The 15,662-nt window shown below is 51.4% G+C and carries 15 protein-coding genes; 5 read left to right on the top strand and 10 right to left on the bottom strand.

Annotation, left to right across the window (positions count from 1 at the left end):
• Positions 1-73 precede the first annotated feature (73 nt).
• Positions 74-1,522, top strand: a complete 1,449-nt coding sequence (thiI, locus tag M4I31_RS17810; protein ID WP_085047642.1) for a tRNA uracil 4-sulfurtransferase ThiI — start codon at positions 74-76, stop codon at positions 1,520-1,522.
• Positions 1,523-1,618: 96 nt separating this feature from the next.
• Here the strand turns inward: thiI and yajL are convergent, their stop codons facing one another.
• Both yajL and panE read right to left on the bottom strand, forming a co-directional pair.
• The gene (gene yajL, locus M4I31_RS17805; RefSeq protein WP_069323955.1) at positions 1,619-2,209 is read right to left on the bottom strand and encodes a protein deglycase YajL; all 591 of its coding nucleotides are present in this window, start codon (positions 2,207-2,209) and stop codon (positions 1,619-1,621) included.
• Positions 2,172-3,083, bottom strand: a complete 912-nt coding sequence (gene panE / locus M4I31_RS17800; RefSeq protein ID WP_038638233.1) for a 2-dehydropantoate 2-reductase — start codon at positions 3,081-3,083, stop codon at positions 2,172-2,174. The genes yajL and panE overlap by 38 nt, the downstream gene beginning before the upstream one ends.
• Positions 3,084-3,257: 174 nt before the next feature.
• Here panE and M4I31_RS17795 point away from each other — a divergent pair, with 174 nt between their 5' ends.
• The gene (locus M4I31_RS17795; protein WP_038638234.1) at positions 3,258-3,749 is read left to right on the top strand and encodes a YajQ family cyclic di-GMP-binding protein; all 492 of its coding nucleotides are present in this window, start codon (positions 3,258-3,260) and stop codon (positions 3,747-3,749) included.
• 79 nt (positions 3,750-3,828) lie between these two features.
• On the opposite strand, the gene M4I31_RS17790 is transcribed toward M4I31_RS17795, so the two are convergent.
• Positions 3,829-5,193, bottom strand: coding sequence for an MFS transporter (locus tag M4I31_RS17790; protein WP_085047640.1), 1,365 nt, complete (start codon positions 5,191-5,193; stop codon positions 3,829-3,831).
• A gap of 234 nt (positions 5,194-5,427) precedes the next feature.
• Between M4I31_RS17790 and M4I31_RS17785 the strand changes: the two genes are divergently transcribed.
• Positions 5,428-5,802 (top strand): DUF1493 family protein, encoded by a 375-nt coding sequence (locus M4I31_RS17785; protein WP_085047639.1) that lies wholly within the window; start codon positions 5,428-5,430, stop codon positions 5,800-5,802.
• A gap of 95 nt (positions 5,803-5,897) precedes the next feature.
• Here the strand turns inward: M4I31_RS17785 and cyoE are convergent, their stop codons facing one another.
• From cyoE to M4I31_RS17750, 7 genes are all read right to left on the bottom strand, one after another.
• On the bottom strand, positions 5,898-6,788 hold the full coding sequence (gene cyoE, locus M4I31_RS17780) for a heme o synthase (protein ID WP_003831005.1): 891 nt from the start codon (positions 6,786-6,788) through the stop codon (positions 5,898-5,900).
• Positions 6,789-6,799: 11 nt separating this feature from the next.
• The gene (locus tag M4I31_RS17775) at positions 6,800-7,129 is read right to left on the bottom strand and encodes a cytochrome o ubiquinol oxidase subunit IV (RefSeq protein ID WP_003831006.1); all 330 of its coding nucleotides are present in this window, start codon (positions 7,127-7,129) and stop codon (positions 6,800-6,802) included.
• Complete coding sequence (locus tag M4I31_RS17770) at positions 7,129-7,743, bottom strand: cytochrome o ubiquinol oxidase subunit III (RefSeq protein WP_003831007.1); 615 nt, start codon at positions 7,741-7,743, stop codon at positions 7,129-7,131. Before M4I31_RS17770 ends, M4I31_RS17775 begins: the two co-directional genes overlap by 1 nt.
• Complete coding sequence (gene cyoB, locus M4I31_RS17765; protein ID WP_038638255.1) at positions 7,733-9,724, bottom strand: cytochrome o ubiquinol oxidase subunit I; 1,992 nt, start codon at positions 9,722-9,724, stop codon at positions 7,733-7,735. Before cyoB ends, M4I31_RS17770 begins: the two co-directional genes overlap by 11 nt.
• 10 nt (positions 9,725-9,734) lie before the next feature.
• Positions 9,735-10,691: a cytochrome o ubiquinol oxidase subunit II gene (cyoA, locus tag M4I31_RS17760; protein WP_085047638.1), complete on the bottom strand. Its 957-nt coding sequence runs from the start codon at positions 10,689-10,691 to the stop codon at positions 9,735-9,737.
• 460 nt (positions 10,692-11,151) lie between these two features.
• Positions 11,152-12,627, bottom strand: a complete 1,476-nt coding sequence (ampG, locus tag M4I31_RS17755) for a muropeptide MFS transporter AmpG (RefSeq protein ID WP_085047637.1) — start codon at positions 12,625-12,627, stop codon at positions 11,152-11,154.
• Positions 12,628-12,671: 44 nt separating this feature from the next.
• Positions 12,672-13,250, bottom strand: a complete 579-nt coding sequence (locus M4I31_RS17750) for a lipoprotein (protein ID WP_003021617.1) — start codon at positions 13,248-13,250, stop codon at positions 12,672-12,674.
• Positions 13,251-13,556: 306 nt separating this feature from the next.
• On the opposite strand from M4I31_RS17750, the gene bolA reads away from it, so the two are divergent.
• Both bolA and tig read left to right on the top strand, forming a co-directional pair.
• Positions 13,557-13,874, top strand: a complete 318-nt coding sequence (bolA, locus tag M4I31_RS17745; RefSeq protein WP_038638264.1) for a transcriptional regulator BolA — start codon at positions 13,557-13,559, stop codon at positions 13,872-13,874.
• Positions 13,875-14,220: 346 nt separating this feature from the next.
• The gene (tig, locus tag M4I31_RS17740; protein ID WP_003021622.1) at positions 14,221-15,519 is read left to right on the top strand and encodes a trigger factor; all 1,299 of its coding nucleotides are present in this window, start codon (positions 14,221-14,223) and stop codon (positions 15,517-15,519) included.
• Positions 15,520-15,662 lie beyond the last annotated feature (143 nt).

Genomic DNA, 15,662 nt, shown 5'->3' with positions numbered 1-15,662 from the left:
AGCCGCAGGGTATGGGCTGCTGTATTTTTTTCCATTACAAGTCATTCAGACTTGCCAAAGAACCATTGCCGCCATGAAGTTTATCATTAAATTGTTCCCAGAAATCACCATCAAAAGCCAATCTGTGCGTTTGCGCTTTATAAAAATTCTGACAGGGAACATTCGTAACGTTTTAAAGCACTACGATGAAGACCTTGCCGTTGTCCGTCACTGGGATCACGTTGAGGTTCGCGCTAAAGATGAAAGCCAGCGTCTGGATATTCGCGACGCGCTGACCCGTATTCCGGGTATCCACCATATTCTCGAAGTAGAAGACGTGCCGTTTACCGACATGCACGATATTTTCGAGAAAGCGCTGGTGCAGTATCGCGATCAACTGGAAGGAAAAACCTTCTGTGTACGCGTTAAGCGTCGCGGTAAGCATGAGTTTAGCTCCATTGAGGTGGAACGTTATGTTGGCGGCGGGTTGAACCAGCATATTGAATCCGCGCGCGTGAAGCTGACGAAACCGGACGTGACGGTGAATCTTGAAATCGAAAATGACCGTCTGCTGCTGGTTAAAGGCCGCTATGAAGGTATTGGCGGTTTCCCGATTGGTACGCAGGAAGACGTCCTGTCGCTGATCTCCGGTGGTTTCGACTCCGGCGTATCGAGCTACATGCTGATGCGTCGCGGCTGCCGCGTACACTATTGCTTCTTTAACCTCGGCGGCGCTGCGCATGAAATCGGCGTTCGTCAGGTGGCGCATTATCTGTGGAACCGCTACGGTAGCTCGCATCGCGTACGTTTTGTCGCGATCAACTTTGAGCCGGTGGTGGGCGAGATCCTGGAGAAAGTCGACGACGGTCAGATGGGCGTGGTCCTCAAACGTATGATGGTACGCGCGGCGTCGAAAGTCGCTGAGCGCTACGGCGTACAGGCACTGGTAACCGGTGAAGCGCTGGGCCAGGTGTCCAGCCAGACACTGACCAACCTGCGCCTGATTGATAACGTTTCGGATACCCTGATCCTGCGCCCGCTTATCTCCCATGATAAAGAGCACATCATCAACCTGGCGCGTGAAATTGGTACCGAGGACTTTGCGCGTACCATGCCGGAATACTGCGGCGTAATTTCAAAAAGCCCAACGGTGAAGGCGATTAAAGCGAAGATTGAGGCCGAAGAAGAAAACTTCGATTTCTCTATCCTCGATAAAGTGGTCGAAGAAGCGAACAATATCGATATTCGCGATATCGCCCAGCAGACTCGGCAGACCGTGGTGGAAGTGGAAACCGTGAGTGGTTTCGGCTCAAACGACGTGATTCTGGATATCCGTTCTGTGGATGAACAGGATGACAAACCGCTGAAGGTGGAAGGTGTGGACGTGGTTTCATTGCCGTTCTACAAGCTGAGCACTAAATTCGGCGATTTAGACCAGAGTAAAACCTGGCTGCTGTGGTGTGAACGCGGCGTGATGAGCCGCCTGCAGGCGCTGTATCTGCGCGAGCAGGGCTTTGAAAACGTGAAGGTGTATCGCCCGTAGTTCCTTTGCCGGATGGCGCTGCCGCTTATCCGGTCTACAGACTGTACCGTTTTGTAGGCCGGATAAGGTGTTTACGCCGCCATCCGGCAATCATTCTTATTCGTAGTAGTTATAAATTCCCGCAGCAATTACCAGTTGTGACGCCACTTCATGAGCCTTTTCGCGGCTTACCAGTAGATCAATGATTTTTAAACCAAAATCAATGGATGTTCCCGGACCCTGGCTGGTTAACAGGTTAACGCGCGGATCCCAGACGACACGCTTGTCTTGCCATTGTTCTGCGGGAATTTTGTCCTTCAACGCCGGGAAACCTGTCATATTTCCGATGGGGAAGATATCGTGCGGGACAAGTACGGTGGCGGCAGCGGCGCAAATTGCTGCGACAATACGCCCGGAGCGATGAAACTGCTTCACGGTTTCGACAAGCAAAGGGCTATCGCGAAAACACTCCGCGCCTTTAATACCACCAGGCAATACGATGATGTCGAAATCGCCGTCAGCCACTTCGACCAACGGTGCGTCAGCCAGCAGCTTCACTCCGCGTGAGCACACAATCGTCAGGTCGCCATCGCTGGCGACGCTTGCTGTAGTGACCTTAATTCCGCCGCGAACCAGCAGATCGATAGTCGTGACCGCTTCGGTCTCTTCACTACCAGGGGCGAGACAAACCAGTGCTTGAGCGCTCATACTCACTTTCCTTTCTCTTTACCATTTCAAACAGGTGGGCATTTTCCGGGACGGCGATGCCGTGCGCGCGGGCGCGTTTTAACAGGTAACCGGTAATATAGTCGATCTCTGTATGGCGCATGGCACGAATATCCTGCAGCATTGATGAGATGTTTTCCGCCGTACTATCAATGACTTGCTCGACATAATAGCGTAAATCATCCGCTGATGTGTGGTGGCCTTCGCGTTCAATAACCGCTGCTACTTCCTCACAGATTAGTGCTATTTTTTCCGGATGCTGACGCAGTTCGCCGTTTGGGCAGTCCCAGAGCGCCGTCAGGGGATTAATGACGCAGTTCACCGCCAGTTTGCGCCACAGTTCGGCACGAATATTATTGTGCCAGGCGACATCCGGTAGTACTTCTTGCAGTGTTTCAGCCAGATAGCTGAAATCACCGTCCTGCTCACGCGCCGGACCGATGCGCGTTGTGCCCTGAGCGACATGAATGATGACATTTCCGTCGCGACGTGCTGCGTGGGTGGTGGTGCCCATCAACAGAGGCTGTTTAATGTTTTGCAGCTCTTCAATCGTCCCCATACCGTTGTGAATCAGCAAAATTGGGGTAGTTTCAGGCAGAATTGCGGCCAGACCTTTTACCGCATCGGAAACCTGCCAGGCTTTAAGTGTAACCAGCAACAGGTCGCTTTTTGCCAAAAAGTCGGGGTCGTTTGCCGTCAGGGATTCATTAAAAACCGATCCATCCGTGTCGATCAGGTTCACGCTGCAGTAGGGCTGTGGCACGCGTAGCCACCCTTGCACCTCATGTCCATGTTTGCACAGCGTGGTAAGCCACAGCTGTCCTAACGCTCCACATCCCAGTACGGTAATTTTCATTCTTCCTCCTCACCTGCAACAGCACCAGGTGTTAATCCATATCGGCCGTACCCCTTTATTGTTCACAGGTTTCAGTTCCGCGTACAATTAAAGGATACAGCCTAGTATAGCGCTGTCTGTTGAGTAACTTTGCAGGTATTATGCTTCGCATCAAAAATGAAGGGAGAGGAAAAGATGCCATCTTTCGATATTGTCTCTGAAGTTGATCTTCAGGAAGCCCGTAACGCGGTAGAAAACGCCAGCCGCGAAGTAGAGTCACGCTTTGATTTTCGTGGTGTTGAAGCGACTTTTGAGCTGAATGAGTCAAATAAGACGATTAAGGTGCTGAGCGAGTCAGATTTCCAGGTCAATCAACTGCTGGATATTTTACGTGCCAAGCTGCTGAAACGCGGGATTGAAGGCACGTCGCTGGACGTACCGGAAACCTTCGTGCACAGCGGTAAAACCTGGTTTGTGGAAGCGAAGCTGAAGCAGGGTATTGAAAGCGCGGTGCAAAAGAAAATCGTTAAGCTGATTAAAGACAGCAAGCTGAAAGTGCAGGCGCAGATTCAGGGCGAAGAAATCCGTGTAACCGGCAAGGCGCGTGACGACCTACAATCTGTTATGGCGTTGGTTCGCGGCGGCGACCTCGGCCAGCCGTTCCAGTTTAAGAACTTCCGCGATTAAGTCGTAATGCCCGCTTATCCGGCCTACAGGTAGCACACGCTATTTGTCGGCCGGATAAGACGTCGCCATCCTGCAATCTTCACGCCTGGCTGATGACCTGCTCAACCTCAAATCGATTGGTCACTTTGCTGTCGATTTTTACGTAGGCCGAATGTTCTTGCGCCACAATTAACACTTCGCTTATCCCTTCTTTAGCCAGCAGACGCTGCTTCAGGGTGTCATCCGCGGCAATCTCCGGTGGGATTTCCACGCGCAGGCTGCTAACGTACGGCGGTTCTTTCATTGTGCTGGCCACCAACAACCACACTGCCGCCAGAAGCGCGCCGGCCAGGAATACCGCCTGCCCATCAAACATGTCGACAACCCAACCGCCCAGCGAACCGCCAATCGCCACGCCAAGAAACTGGCTGGTGGAGTAAACGCCCATCGCCGTACCTTTATAGCCAGCCGGAGACTCTTTACTGATAAGCGAGGGGAGGAGGGCTTCCATCAGGTTGAAGGCGAGGAAGAATATCTGCACGCCCGCAATCAGCCCCCAGAAACGAATGTTTGCGCTCCACAATACAATTTCGGCAACAAGAATCAGTAACACGCAGGCGAGGAACACGCGTTTCATCCGGCGTTTCACTTCGGCGTAAATGATGAACGGCACCACGGAAACGAAGGACAGCAGCATCGTCACCAGATAAATTTTCCAGTGTTCGGCGGTGGGGAAACCCGCTTTCGCCAACTGACCTGGCAAGGCGACGAAAGTGGACATCAGTAAAATGTGCAGACACATGATGCCGAAGTTGAGCTTCAGCAGTTTTGGCTCCGCCAGTACTTTGCTGAAGCTACCTTTTACCATGCCTGATTCGCGGTTCAGTACGTGGGTCGTGCTATTGGGAACGACCCAAATGGTCAGCACGATACCTGTGGTAGCAAGGCCCGCGATCATCCAGAACAGCGCGTGTAGCCCTAGCGCGTGGGTAACGATCGGCCCCAATACCATCGCAATGGCGAAGGTGATACCAAAGCTGACGCCGATAAACGCCATTGCTTTGGTTCGGTTTTGCTCGCGGGTTAAGTCGGACAACAGCGCCATTACGGCGGCGGCAATCGCGCCAGAGCCTTGCAGAGCTCGACCGAGAATAATTCCCCAGATTGAATCTGAGAGGGCGGCAATCACGCTGCCGAAAACGAATACCGCCAGTCCGCCGACAATAAGCGGCTTACGACCGATGCGGTCTGACAGCAGACCAAAGGGGATCTGGAAGATGGCTTGCGCCAGGCCATAAATACCGATAGCAAGTCCGATCAAGGCTTCGCTGGCACCCTGTAGCGCCATACCGTACGTGGTCAGAACCGGCAGGACCATAAACATGCCAAGCATGCGCAACGAAAATACGGTCCCTAAACCCCAGGTGGCGCGCAACTCACCGGGCGTCATTTTGTAATCGTTCATTCCCACCTCTGTATTAATTTCGCGCCTAGTGTAAAGCGGGGAAGGGGTGGGGTAAACCTCTACGATATGTGGAATTGTGTAGCGGTATAACTGAAATAATTACTTGTGCAACTAATTTACTTGCGATAATTACAGGTGTAGTGTTTTTGTGGTTGGTTCCAATGGAAAGAGGGAAAAGGAAATGGTATTTCGTGATAAATATGACCAATTGATTCAGGATGATGACTATATGCAATGGACATCATTCTAATGAGTATTCAAGACGATGTGTTAAAGCTTTTCAGGGAAGAAATACCCGGGTATTTGGATGAAAACTGGAAAGAGGTACCTTTAGAACTCGACTCAGAACTATTTGATGTCCCCGGTGATGACCTCCACAGTGCTCTGACTCGATATGAGAAAGAGTTTAAAGTCGATTTATCATGTGTGAACTGGAAACCGTATTATCCGTGGCACAATTTGCCACTCTTCACGAGATGGTTCAAAGCTAAGCGGGAAGAAGTCGAAGCAACACGCATACCGTTAACCGTAAGGATGTTTGCTGAGTCGGCTGAAGCGGGGAAATGGTTGTTTGAAATATGGACGGATAATAAACAGGAAGATGCCTGATGGGGTTACGTTTATCCGGCCTACAAGCCATGTGCTTTTTTGTAGGCCGGATAAGGCGTCAGCCGCCATCCGGCATAGAAGATGTGACGATTAACTTACCAGACGTAAGTCAGCAGGTTCTGCGAGTTTGGCACCATAAAGTCGACGGACATCATCACGCTGAGCGCGGTAATGGCGATGATGGAGAAGCCGAACAGCTTGCGCGCCCAGACTCTGTCATCTTCCACTTTATAACCGCGCAGCGCCATGCCCAACCACCAGACGCTCACCGCCGCAGCAACAATCAGGTATTTATAACCTGCATAGCCGCCCAGGGTTAGCATCAGCGTGGCGATAGCAAATGCCACGATATACAGCGTGATATGGTTCTTCGCGACCGAAATGCCTTTTACCACTGGCAGTACAGGGATGTTGGCAGCCTGATAATCCTTGAAGCGGAAAATCGCAATCGCGTAAGAGTGCGGCATTTGCCACAGGCTGAAGATAGCCAGCAGAATCAGCGCACCGCTATCGAACTCACCGGTTACAGCGCAGTAGCCAATCACCGGCGGCGCAGCGCCGGAGAGTGAGCCAATCAGCGTACCGTAAACGGAATGGCGCTTCATATACAGGCTATAGACGCCCACGTATACCACGAAGCCCATCACCCCCAGCCAGCAGGCCAGAGGGTTGGCACCAAACCACAGCAGCATAAAGCCAGCAATACCCAGCAAGGTGGCGTATACCAGCGAGACGGCAGGAGAAATCAGACCTTTAACCAGCACGCGGTTTTTGGTCCTCTCCATCTTCCTGTCGATATCCCTGTCGATATAGTTGTTAAATACACAACCCGACGCCACAACCAGTGACACCCCAACCAGCGTGTAGATAAACAGGGGATAGTCGATGCTGCCTTTCGAGGCCAGCAGGAACCCCCCAATCACCGAGATCAGGTTGCCAAAGATGATGCCTGGTTTCGTAACTTGCAGGTATTGCTTAAACATCATAATCGCCGCTCTTAGTGCATCATCATGTTGTAGTTAAGGTTCCACATAATCCAGATGGAGCCCACAACCAGAATGGCGATGATTAGCACAGTAAAGACAAAGGCCGTCATGTTCCAACCTTCATCAGATTTGCTATTCATGTGCAGGAAGCACACCAGGTGCACCAGAATCTGTACCACGGCCATTGCCAGAATAGTTCCCAGAATGACGGCCGGAGAGGCAGAACCTGTCATCACCATCCAGAACGGAATGACCGTCAGGATGATCGACAGGATAAAACCTGTCATGTAGGTTTTTACGCTGCCATGGGATGCGCCGCCGCTCTCGTTAGAATGACTCATTACATCGCCCCCATCAGATAAACAACAGTGAACACACAGATCCACACCACATCCAGGAAGTGCCAGAACAGGCTCAGGCACATGATGCGGGTACGGTTAGTACTGGTCAGGCCGCGACGGGCAACTTGCACCATCAGCACCGCCATCCAGATAAGACCGGAGGTGACGTGCAGACCGTGCGTGCCGACCAGCGCGAAGAACGCAGACAGGAAGCCGCTGCGATCCGGGCCCATACCGTTAACAATCAGGTGATGGAATTCATAGAGTTCCATCCCGATGAATCCGGCACCGAACAAGAAAGTCAACGCCAGCCAGGAGATGACCTGGCTCTTGTTGTTCTTATACATGGCGATCGCCGCCATGCCGTAAGTAATGGAGCTAAATAACAGCAGGAATGTTTCAACCAGAACGAACGGCAGTTCAAAAATGTCCTTACCTGTCGGGCCACCTGCGGTGCCGTTCACCAGAACGGCATAGGTTGCAAACAGAATTGAGAACAGAATGCAGTCGCTCATCAGGTAGACCCAGAATCCGAAGATCTTGGTCTGGCCTGCATCGTGGTGCCCGTGTTCGTGCGCGTGGGCAGTCGCGTGCGTTAAAGTATCAGTTGCCATTTTTCAGCCCTGCCTTAGTAATCTCATCGAAATGCTGGTTTTCCAGTTTTTCGACTTCCGGGACCGGCACGTAGTAATCCACGTCTTCATCAAAGCTTTTCACAATCCAGCTAATGATCATGCCTGCGAAGCTTGCAATCGCCAGCCACCAGATATGCCAGATCATGGCGAAACCAAACAGTGTTGCGAAGGCGGTAATGACGATACCGGCACCGCTGTTCTTCGGCATATGAATCTCTTCATAGTGCGTAGGCTGCTTGTACGCTTCACCTTTTTCTTTCATTTCCCAGAAGGCATCACGCTCGTGAACGTGCGGCACAACGGCAAAGTTATAGAATGGAGGCGGGGAAGAGGTTGCCCACTCCAGCGTACGACCACCCCATGGGTCACCGGTCAGGTCACGGTTCTGCTCGCGGTCGCGAATAGACACATACATCTGAATGAACTGGCACAGGATACCCAGTGCAATCAGCGCGGCGCCACAGGCGGCAACAACCAGCATCGGATGGAACTGCGGGTCAATCTGCTGGCTGAGGCGACGGGTCATACCCATAAAGCCCAGCACGTACAGCGGCATAAATGCCACGAAGAAGCCGATGATCCAGAACCAGAATGCGCGTTTACCCCAGGTTTCGTTCAGCGTGAAGCCAAACGCTTTTGGCCACCAGTAGGTCATACCCGCGAAGCAACCAAATACCACGCCGCCGATGATAACGTTATGGAAGTGCGCAATCAGGAACAGGCTATTGTGCAGTACGAAGTCCGCACCCGGCACCGCCAGCAGTACGCCGGTCATGCCGCCGACTGAGAAGGTGACGATAAAGCCAATCGTCCACAGCATTGCTGAGTGGAATACGATACGGCCCTGATACATGGTGAACAGCCAGTTGAAGATCTTCACCCCGGTCGGGATGGCGATAATCATGGTGGTAATACCGAAGAAGGCGTTTACGTTTGCGCCGGCACCCATGGTGAAGAAGTGGTGCAGCCAAACAATGAACGACAGAACGGTGATACACACGGTTGCCCACACCAGCGAGGTGTAACCAAACAGACGCTTACGCGAGAAGGTTGCTGCGACTTCGGAGAATACCCCGAATACTGGCAGGATCAGAATGTACACTTCCGGATGGCCCCAGGCCCAAATCAGGTTGATGTACATCATCATGTTGCCGCCCATATCGTTGGTAAAGAAATGGGTGCCCAGATAGCGATCCAGGGTCAGCAACGCGACGGTAACCGTCAGAATTGGGAACGAAGCGATAATCAGGATGTTCGCGCACAGAGATGCCCAGCTAAATACCGGCATCTTGAACATGGTCATTCCTGGCGCACGCATCTTAATGATGGTCACAAAGAAGTTGATACCGGTCAGGGTTGTACCAATACCGGACAACTGGACTGCCCATATCCAATAATCGACCCCGACGCTTGGACTGTACTCTATTCCCGAAAGAGGCGGATACGCCAGCCAACCGGTCTGCGCGAATTCACCGACGCCCAGAGACAGGTTAACCAGGATTACGCCAACAACGGTGAACCAGAAGCTCAGGTTGTTCAGGAACGGGAATGCAACGTCACGTGCGCCAATCTGTAGTGGAACCACCAGGTTCATCAGACCGATAACAAATGGCATTGCCACGAAGAAGATCATAATCACGCCGTGAGCCGTGAAGATCTGGTCGTAGTGGTGAGGTGGCAGGAAACCCGCTTCACCTGCAGAAGCCAGCGCTTGCTGACTACGCATCATGACGGCATCGGCAAAGCCACGAATCAACATCACGATTGCGACGATGACATACATGATGCCAAGGCGTTTGTGGTCAACCGAAGTTAGCCACTCTTTCCACAGGTAGGTCCACTTACCGAAGTAAGTGATAAGGCCGAGTAAGGCCGCACCACCGATGATAATGGCAGCGATCGTAACCATGACGATTGGTTCATGGAACGGAACTGCATCAAGTGTCAATTTTCCGAACATCGTATTCTTCTCAACCCCTTGAGTTGGCGGATTCCGCGTGGCTCATGTCCATGCCTTCCATACCTTCGTGTGCGCTGTGCTCACCTTCTGGTTGGGTCATGTCCATGCTCTTACCGTGAGCCATAAATTTGTTAATAACATCTTTAAACAAATCAGGTTTCACGTTGGAGAAGTATTCCACCTGGTTGTATTCGCTTGGCACAGCCACTTTTTCGAACGCAGCCATGTCGCTCATGGTGTTCGGAGACTGCTTAGCTTTAGCAACCCATTGGTCGAATTCGGCGCGGTCCTTTGTTGCAATAGCCTTGAATTTCATACCGGAGAAGCCTGGTCCGCTATAGCTTGCGGAGATACCATCATAAGTACCGACTTCATTGGCGATCAGATGCAGTCGAGTCTGCATACCGGCCATGGCATAAATCTGGCTACCCAGACGCGGGATAAAGAAGGAGTTCATCACGGAGTTGGACGTCACTTTGAATTCGACCGGAGTATTCGCCGGGAAGGCGATTTCATTCACGGTAGCGATACCCTGTTCCGGATAGATGAAGAACCATTTCCAGTCCATGGAAACCACTTCGATGGTAATGGGCTTCTCGTCATGCGCCAGCGGTTTGCTTGGCTCAAGAGCGTGAGTGGTTTTCCAGGTCAGCACGGCAAGGAAAATGATGATTAAGATCGGCACCGTCCAGACCACAGCTTCCACTTTATTGGAGTGCGACCAGTTCGGGCTGTACTTCGCATCTTTATTGCTTGCACGATACTTCCAGGCAAAACCAACAGCCATCAAGATGGCAGGAATAACGACGATCAACATCAGGCCAAATGCCGTCAGTATCAATGACCGTTGTTCCAGTCCAATCTGTCCTTTAGGGTCAAGCAGCGCAGAATTACAGCCACTGAGCAACGCAGTGCCTGCAATTAATGACAACCATCCCAAACTTTTATTGTATTTCCTGAGTCTCATTTAACGACCTCAATTCCACGGGACCGGGTGGCGTTTAAAGTGTGAGGTCATTTTACGGGAAGGTTACATTACTGTAAACATCATTGGATCTGTGTTACCGGGTTCTGCCGAGCGTGTCACATATGTTGCAATATATGTCGGGTTGGCTTTAAGAACCTGTTGCAACATCACGTTATAACGAAAGCAGGCAGGTGAGGGACGTGCGGAGGGCAATTGGTATAACCAATACCAAAATAAAACAATTAATTAACAATTGATTATCAATAAAAAGACAATTACAGAACAAAAAATAAATTTTTCATGGCTGAATCGAGTAAGGAAAATAGCATGTATAAAAGGCGTCAATAATTTCCAAATTCTATGGCGCACAAAATAACAAATAATATTTTTTATCAGTTGTTGTTTATTTAGCCGTTATAATTACGCAGGGTGATTACAACGGCTCAATTAATGTGAAAAATTACGCCAGACGGGTTTTGCGCAATGCCAGATAATCCAGCAATCCGCCGAATACCACTCCGCAGACCGCGACCACCACCGAGATTTCAAGCAGTTCCGGCAGGAAGGAGAAGTTGGTGTAGTCCAGTGCGTTAAGGGTCAGCAACAATAGCCAAACTGCCAGCAAACAGCAGCCCGCGACCAGCGTCATTAATGCCAGACCGTACGCGCTACGAAATTCCGTACGCGGAATAAAGCTCTCATTTTGCCAGCTATGTTCCAGCGTCTGGCGACAAACCAGCAGCAGGAGGAGTCCAGGCAGCGCGGCAAACACGGAGAACAGATAAAACGTGGGCCACCCGTGCGCTTCGACAAACCAACCCGCTACCGGACCTACGTACACGCGGCCAACCGCTGAAAGCGCGGAGAGCAGGGCGAACTGGGTCGCTGAGAAGGACTTATTGCACAGCGTCATTAATAAGGCGACAAACGCCGCAGTGCCCATCCCGCCACACAGGTTCTCAAAGAAGACGGCGGCGGCCATACTGAACATGTGTTTGTCAGTGATGGACAGCAGCCAGTAACCTGCGTTTGATGCCCCTTGCAGAATACCGAAAATCAACAATGCGCGGAACAGCGAGAGGCGCTGCATCAGGATCCCGCCGTACAGTGCGCCAACAATGGTGGCCAGTAGCCCCAATGTCTTATTCACCACGCCGACTTCACCCGCATCAAATCCGACACCGCGGATTAAAAAGGTGGTGGTCAGACTCATGGCGAAGGCATCACCGAGTTTATACAGCACGATGAGGAGCAGAATCAGCCAGGCATTGTTGCGGCCAAAAAAGTCTCGCAGCGGAGCCGCAACCGCCTGTTCCAGCGATTTAGGCACCGGAATAGCATCTGTTGGTTCTGGCGCTAACAGGGTGGCGATGATGCAAGGGATCAGCAGCGCCGACATCAGCCAATACATGCCCTGCCAGCCGAGCCAGCGGTCGGCCATCCACAGGGCCAGTCCGCCGGAAACCAGCATCCCTAAACGGTAACCCAGTACGCTGATTGCCGCACCTGCGCCACGCTCTTCGGTGGGCAATACGTCGGTTTTCCAGGCGTCAAAGACGATATCCTGCGATGCCGAACAAAACGCGATCACCACCGCCAGCGCGGCCATCCAGCGTAGCTGCGTACCCGGCTCCAGAAAGCCCATCGCGGCGATAGAAATCAATAGCAGTAGCTGGGTCGCCAGTAGCCAACCGCGACGTCGGCCCAAAAACGGCGGCGTATAGCGGTCCATCAATGGAGACCAGAGGAACTTAAATACGTAGGCCTGGCCGACCAGAGAAAAGAAACCGATGGTTTTAAGATCGATATTTTCGACCGTCATCCACGCCTGGAGCGTACCGGATGTCAGTGCGAGCGGTAATCCGGAGGCGAACCCCAGAATGAGCAGGATAGCTGAACGTGGTTGCTGAAAAATACGTAAGTAATGACTGGACATGGGCTTCTATAGGCCCGACGAACGCCGGGCCATAAGGGCAGAAATTAACGAGCGTTCTGCTTGATGAAATCGTGAACGCTGGTGTCCTGAGACATATCAGCGATGGTGTCGGTCAGGACGCTGTTAACGGCATCAGCAATATTTTTGTTGGAGGCCTGCAGCGCGCCTTCAACAGAGTAGCTTGCGCGGTAGTTTTTGGTCATCTTGTTACCGTTCGCCGCGGTCGCAATAATAGCGATGTCTGCTTTAGTGGCGATGTTGTAACGCACGCTACCCTGAGACACGTCAGCATACAGCTGGCTAACAATGATTTGCAGGTTTACTGCGCCGTTCGGACCAATCATATAACCACGCGCGGTCATCTGTTTTTCCAGCACTTCTTGCAGCAGGAAACGCAGATCGCGGGAAGCGGTCAGGGTAACCAGCTGGTTGTCGCGGGTGACTTTTGCCAGCGCCTGATCCTGACGCTGGTCGGCGCCGTTGATACTCACGGTCACGCCCATCAGGCTCGGATCCTGCTGCGGCAGGGTAATTTTAGGGGAGACTTCAATGGTGGTAGGCGGCGTTGCGCATCCTGCCAACATAAACATCGCAACTAACGGGAAGAGGATTTTTTTAAACATGCCAGGGCTCTCAGCGAATCTAAATTGTGTGGTTAGAGAAAATTCCCGCCATCATAACATCGCCAACGATGAGGGGAAGTGGGTAACGCATGTAAATTCATTGTGTTGTCCTTTTTATGACTTTGTGGAGACCAGAAACGGACTTTTTGCAATAAACCAAAGAATGAAATGAGTGAACTTCATTCGTTTGGCTGAGAAAATCAGACAAGCGCTAATTTTTTGTTGCTAAGGTGTAATGAAAACGGTAAAAGCGGCTAGTATTTAAAGGGATGGGTGACATCTCAGCGTTGTCGGAGGAAAAATTTCATGATGATTCGTGAGCAAATAGAAGAAAAATTAAGGGCAGCGTTCCAACCCGTATTCCTCGAAGTTGTGGATGAAAGCTATCGTCACAATGTCCCGGCAGGTTCTGAAAGCCACTTTAAGGTTGTGCTGGTTAGCGATCGTTTTACAGGTGAACGTTTTCTTAATCGTCATCGGATGATTTACGGCACGTTAACGGCGGAACTCTCCACAACCGTACATGCGTTAGCCCTGCATACCTATACCATTAAGGAGTGGGAAGCATTGCAGGACACGATCTTTGCGTCGCCCCCTTGTCGTGGAGCCGGGAGCATCGCGTAGAAAAACGGATTTGCAACAACCGATGTTTTTCCAGTATGTTGCTACAGAATATGTGAAAACGGCCTGCGGGCCGTTTTGTTTTGTCTGAATTCTGGGGGAGTCGTACAGTATTCAGACAAAAATTAGCCGGGAATTGTGAAAAAAGCCGCAGCAACGCGCGATAACCGTTCTCGACTCATAAAAGTGATGCCGCTATAATGCGCGTCTTATTTTTCGGAATGTCTTCGGGATGATTCTGACGACAGGGAATGTGATTGCTTATGAGAACATCCCAGTTCCGCGAAGCCAACAACCTGTGCTTGCGGAGAAGAGTTGACCGAGCACTGTGATTTTTTGAGGTAACAAGATGCAAGTTTCAGTTGAAACCACTCAAGGCCTTGGCCGCCGTGTAACGATTACTATCGCTGCTGACAGCATCGAGACCGCTGTGAAAAGCGAGCTGGTCAACGTAGCGAAGAAAGTGCGTATTGACGGTTTCCGCAAAGGAAAAGTACCGATGAATGTTGTTGCTCAGCGTTATGGCGCTTCCGTGCGTCAGGACGTGCTGGGCGACCTGATGAGCCGCAACTTCGTTGACGCGATCATCAAAGAAAAAATCAATCCGGCTGGCGCACCGAACTACGTTCCGGGTGAATACAAGCTGGGTGAAGATTTTACTTACGCGGTAGAGTTCGAAGTGTACCCGGAAGTTGAGCTGACTGGCCTGGAAGCAATCGAAGTTGAAAAACCGGTTGTTGAAGTCACCGACGCTGACGTTGATGTAATGCTGGACACTCTGCGTAAGCAGCAGGCTACCTGGAAAGATAAAGACGGCGCTGCTGATGCAGAAGACCGTGTAACCATCGACTTCACCGGTTCTGTAGACGGCGAAGAGTTCGAAGGCGGCAAAGCGTCTGACTTCGTACTGGCGATGGGCCAGGGTCGTATGATCCCAGGCTTTGAAGAAGGCGTTAAAGGCCACAAAGCTGGCGAAGAGTTCACTATCGACGTGACCTTCCCGGAAGAGTACCACGCTGAAAACCTGAAAGGTAAAGCCGCTAAGTTCGTTATCAACCTGAAGAAAGTTGAAGAACGCGAACTGCCGGAACTGACTGAAGAATTCATCAAACGTTTCGGCGTTGAAGACGGTTCCGTAGCCGGTCTGCGTGCTGAAGTACGTAAAAACATGGAACGCGAGCTGAAAGGCGCTGTGCGTAACCGCGTTAAGTCTCAGGCGATCGAAGGTCTGGTAAAAGCTAACGACATCGACGTACCGGCTGCTCTGATCGACAGCGAAATCGACGTTCTGCGTCGTCAGGCTGCGCAGCGTTTTGGCGGTAACGAGAAACAAGCTCTGGAACTGCCGCGTGAACTGTTCGAAGAACAGGCTAAGCGTCGCGTAGTTGTAGGCCTGCTGCTGGGCGAAGTTATTCGCACCAACGAGCTGAAAGCTGACGAAGATCGCGTTAAAGGCCTGATCGAAGAGATGGCTTCTGCTTACGAAGATCCGAAAGAAGTTGTTGAGTTCTACAGCAAAAACAAAGAGCTGATGGACAACATGCGTAACGTCGCTCTGGAAGAACAAGCTGTTGAAGCCGTTCTGGCGAAAGCGAAAGTGACTGAAAAAGCCACTTCCTTCAACGAACTGATGAACCAGCAGGCGTAATTCGTCGCTTTTGTAGCACGAATTTCGTACGCAAGCCCGTCACCTTTTGGTGGCGGGTTTTTTTTTGTCACGCATTTTGCATGGGAAGAGTGCGAAAACAGCGTTTCAGTGTTAGCGTTACAACAAAAGATTGTTATGCTTGA

It is taken from the genome of Citrobacter sp. XT1-2-2 (genome assembly GCF_023516235.1).
Taxonomy (GTDB): Bacteria; Pseudomonadota; Gammaproteobacteria; order Enterobacterales; family Enterobacteriaceae; genus Citrobacter; species Citrobacter werkmanii.
This window is presented reverse-complemented; position numbering and strand designations above follow the sequence as displayed.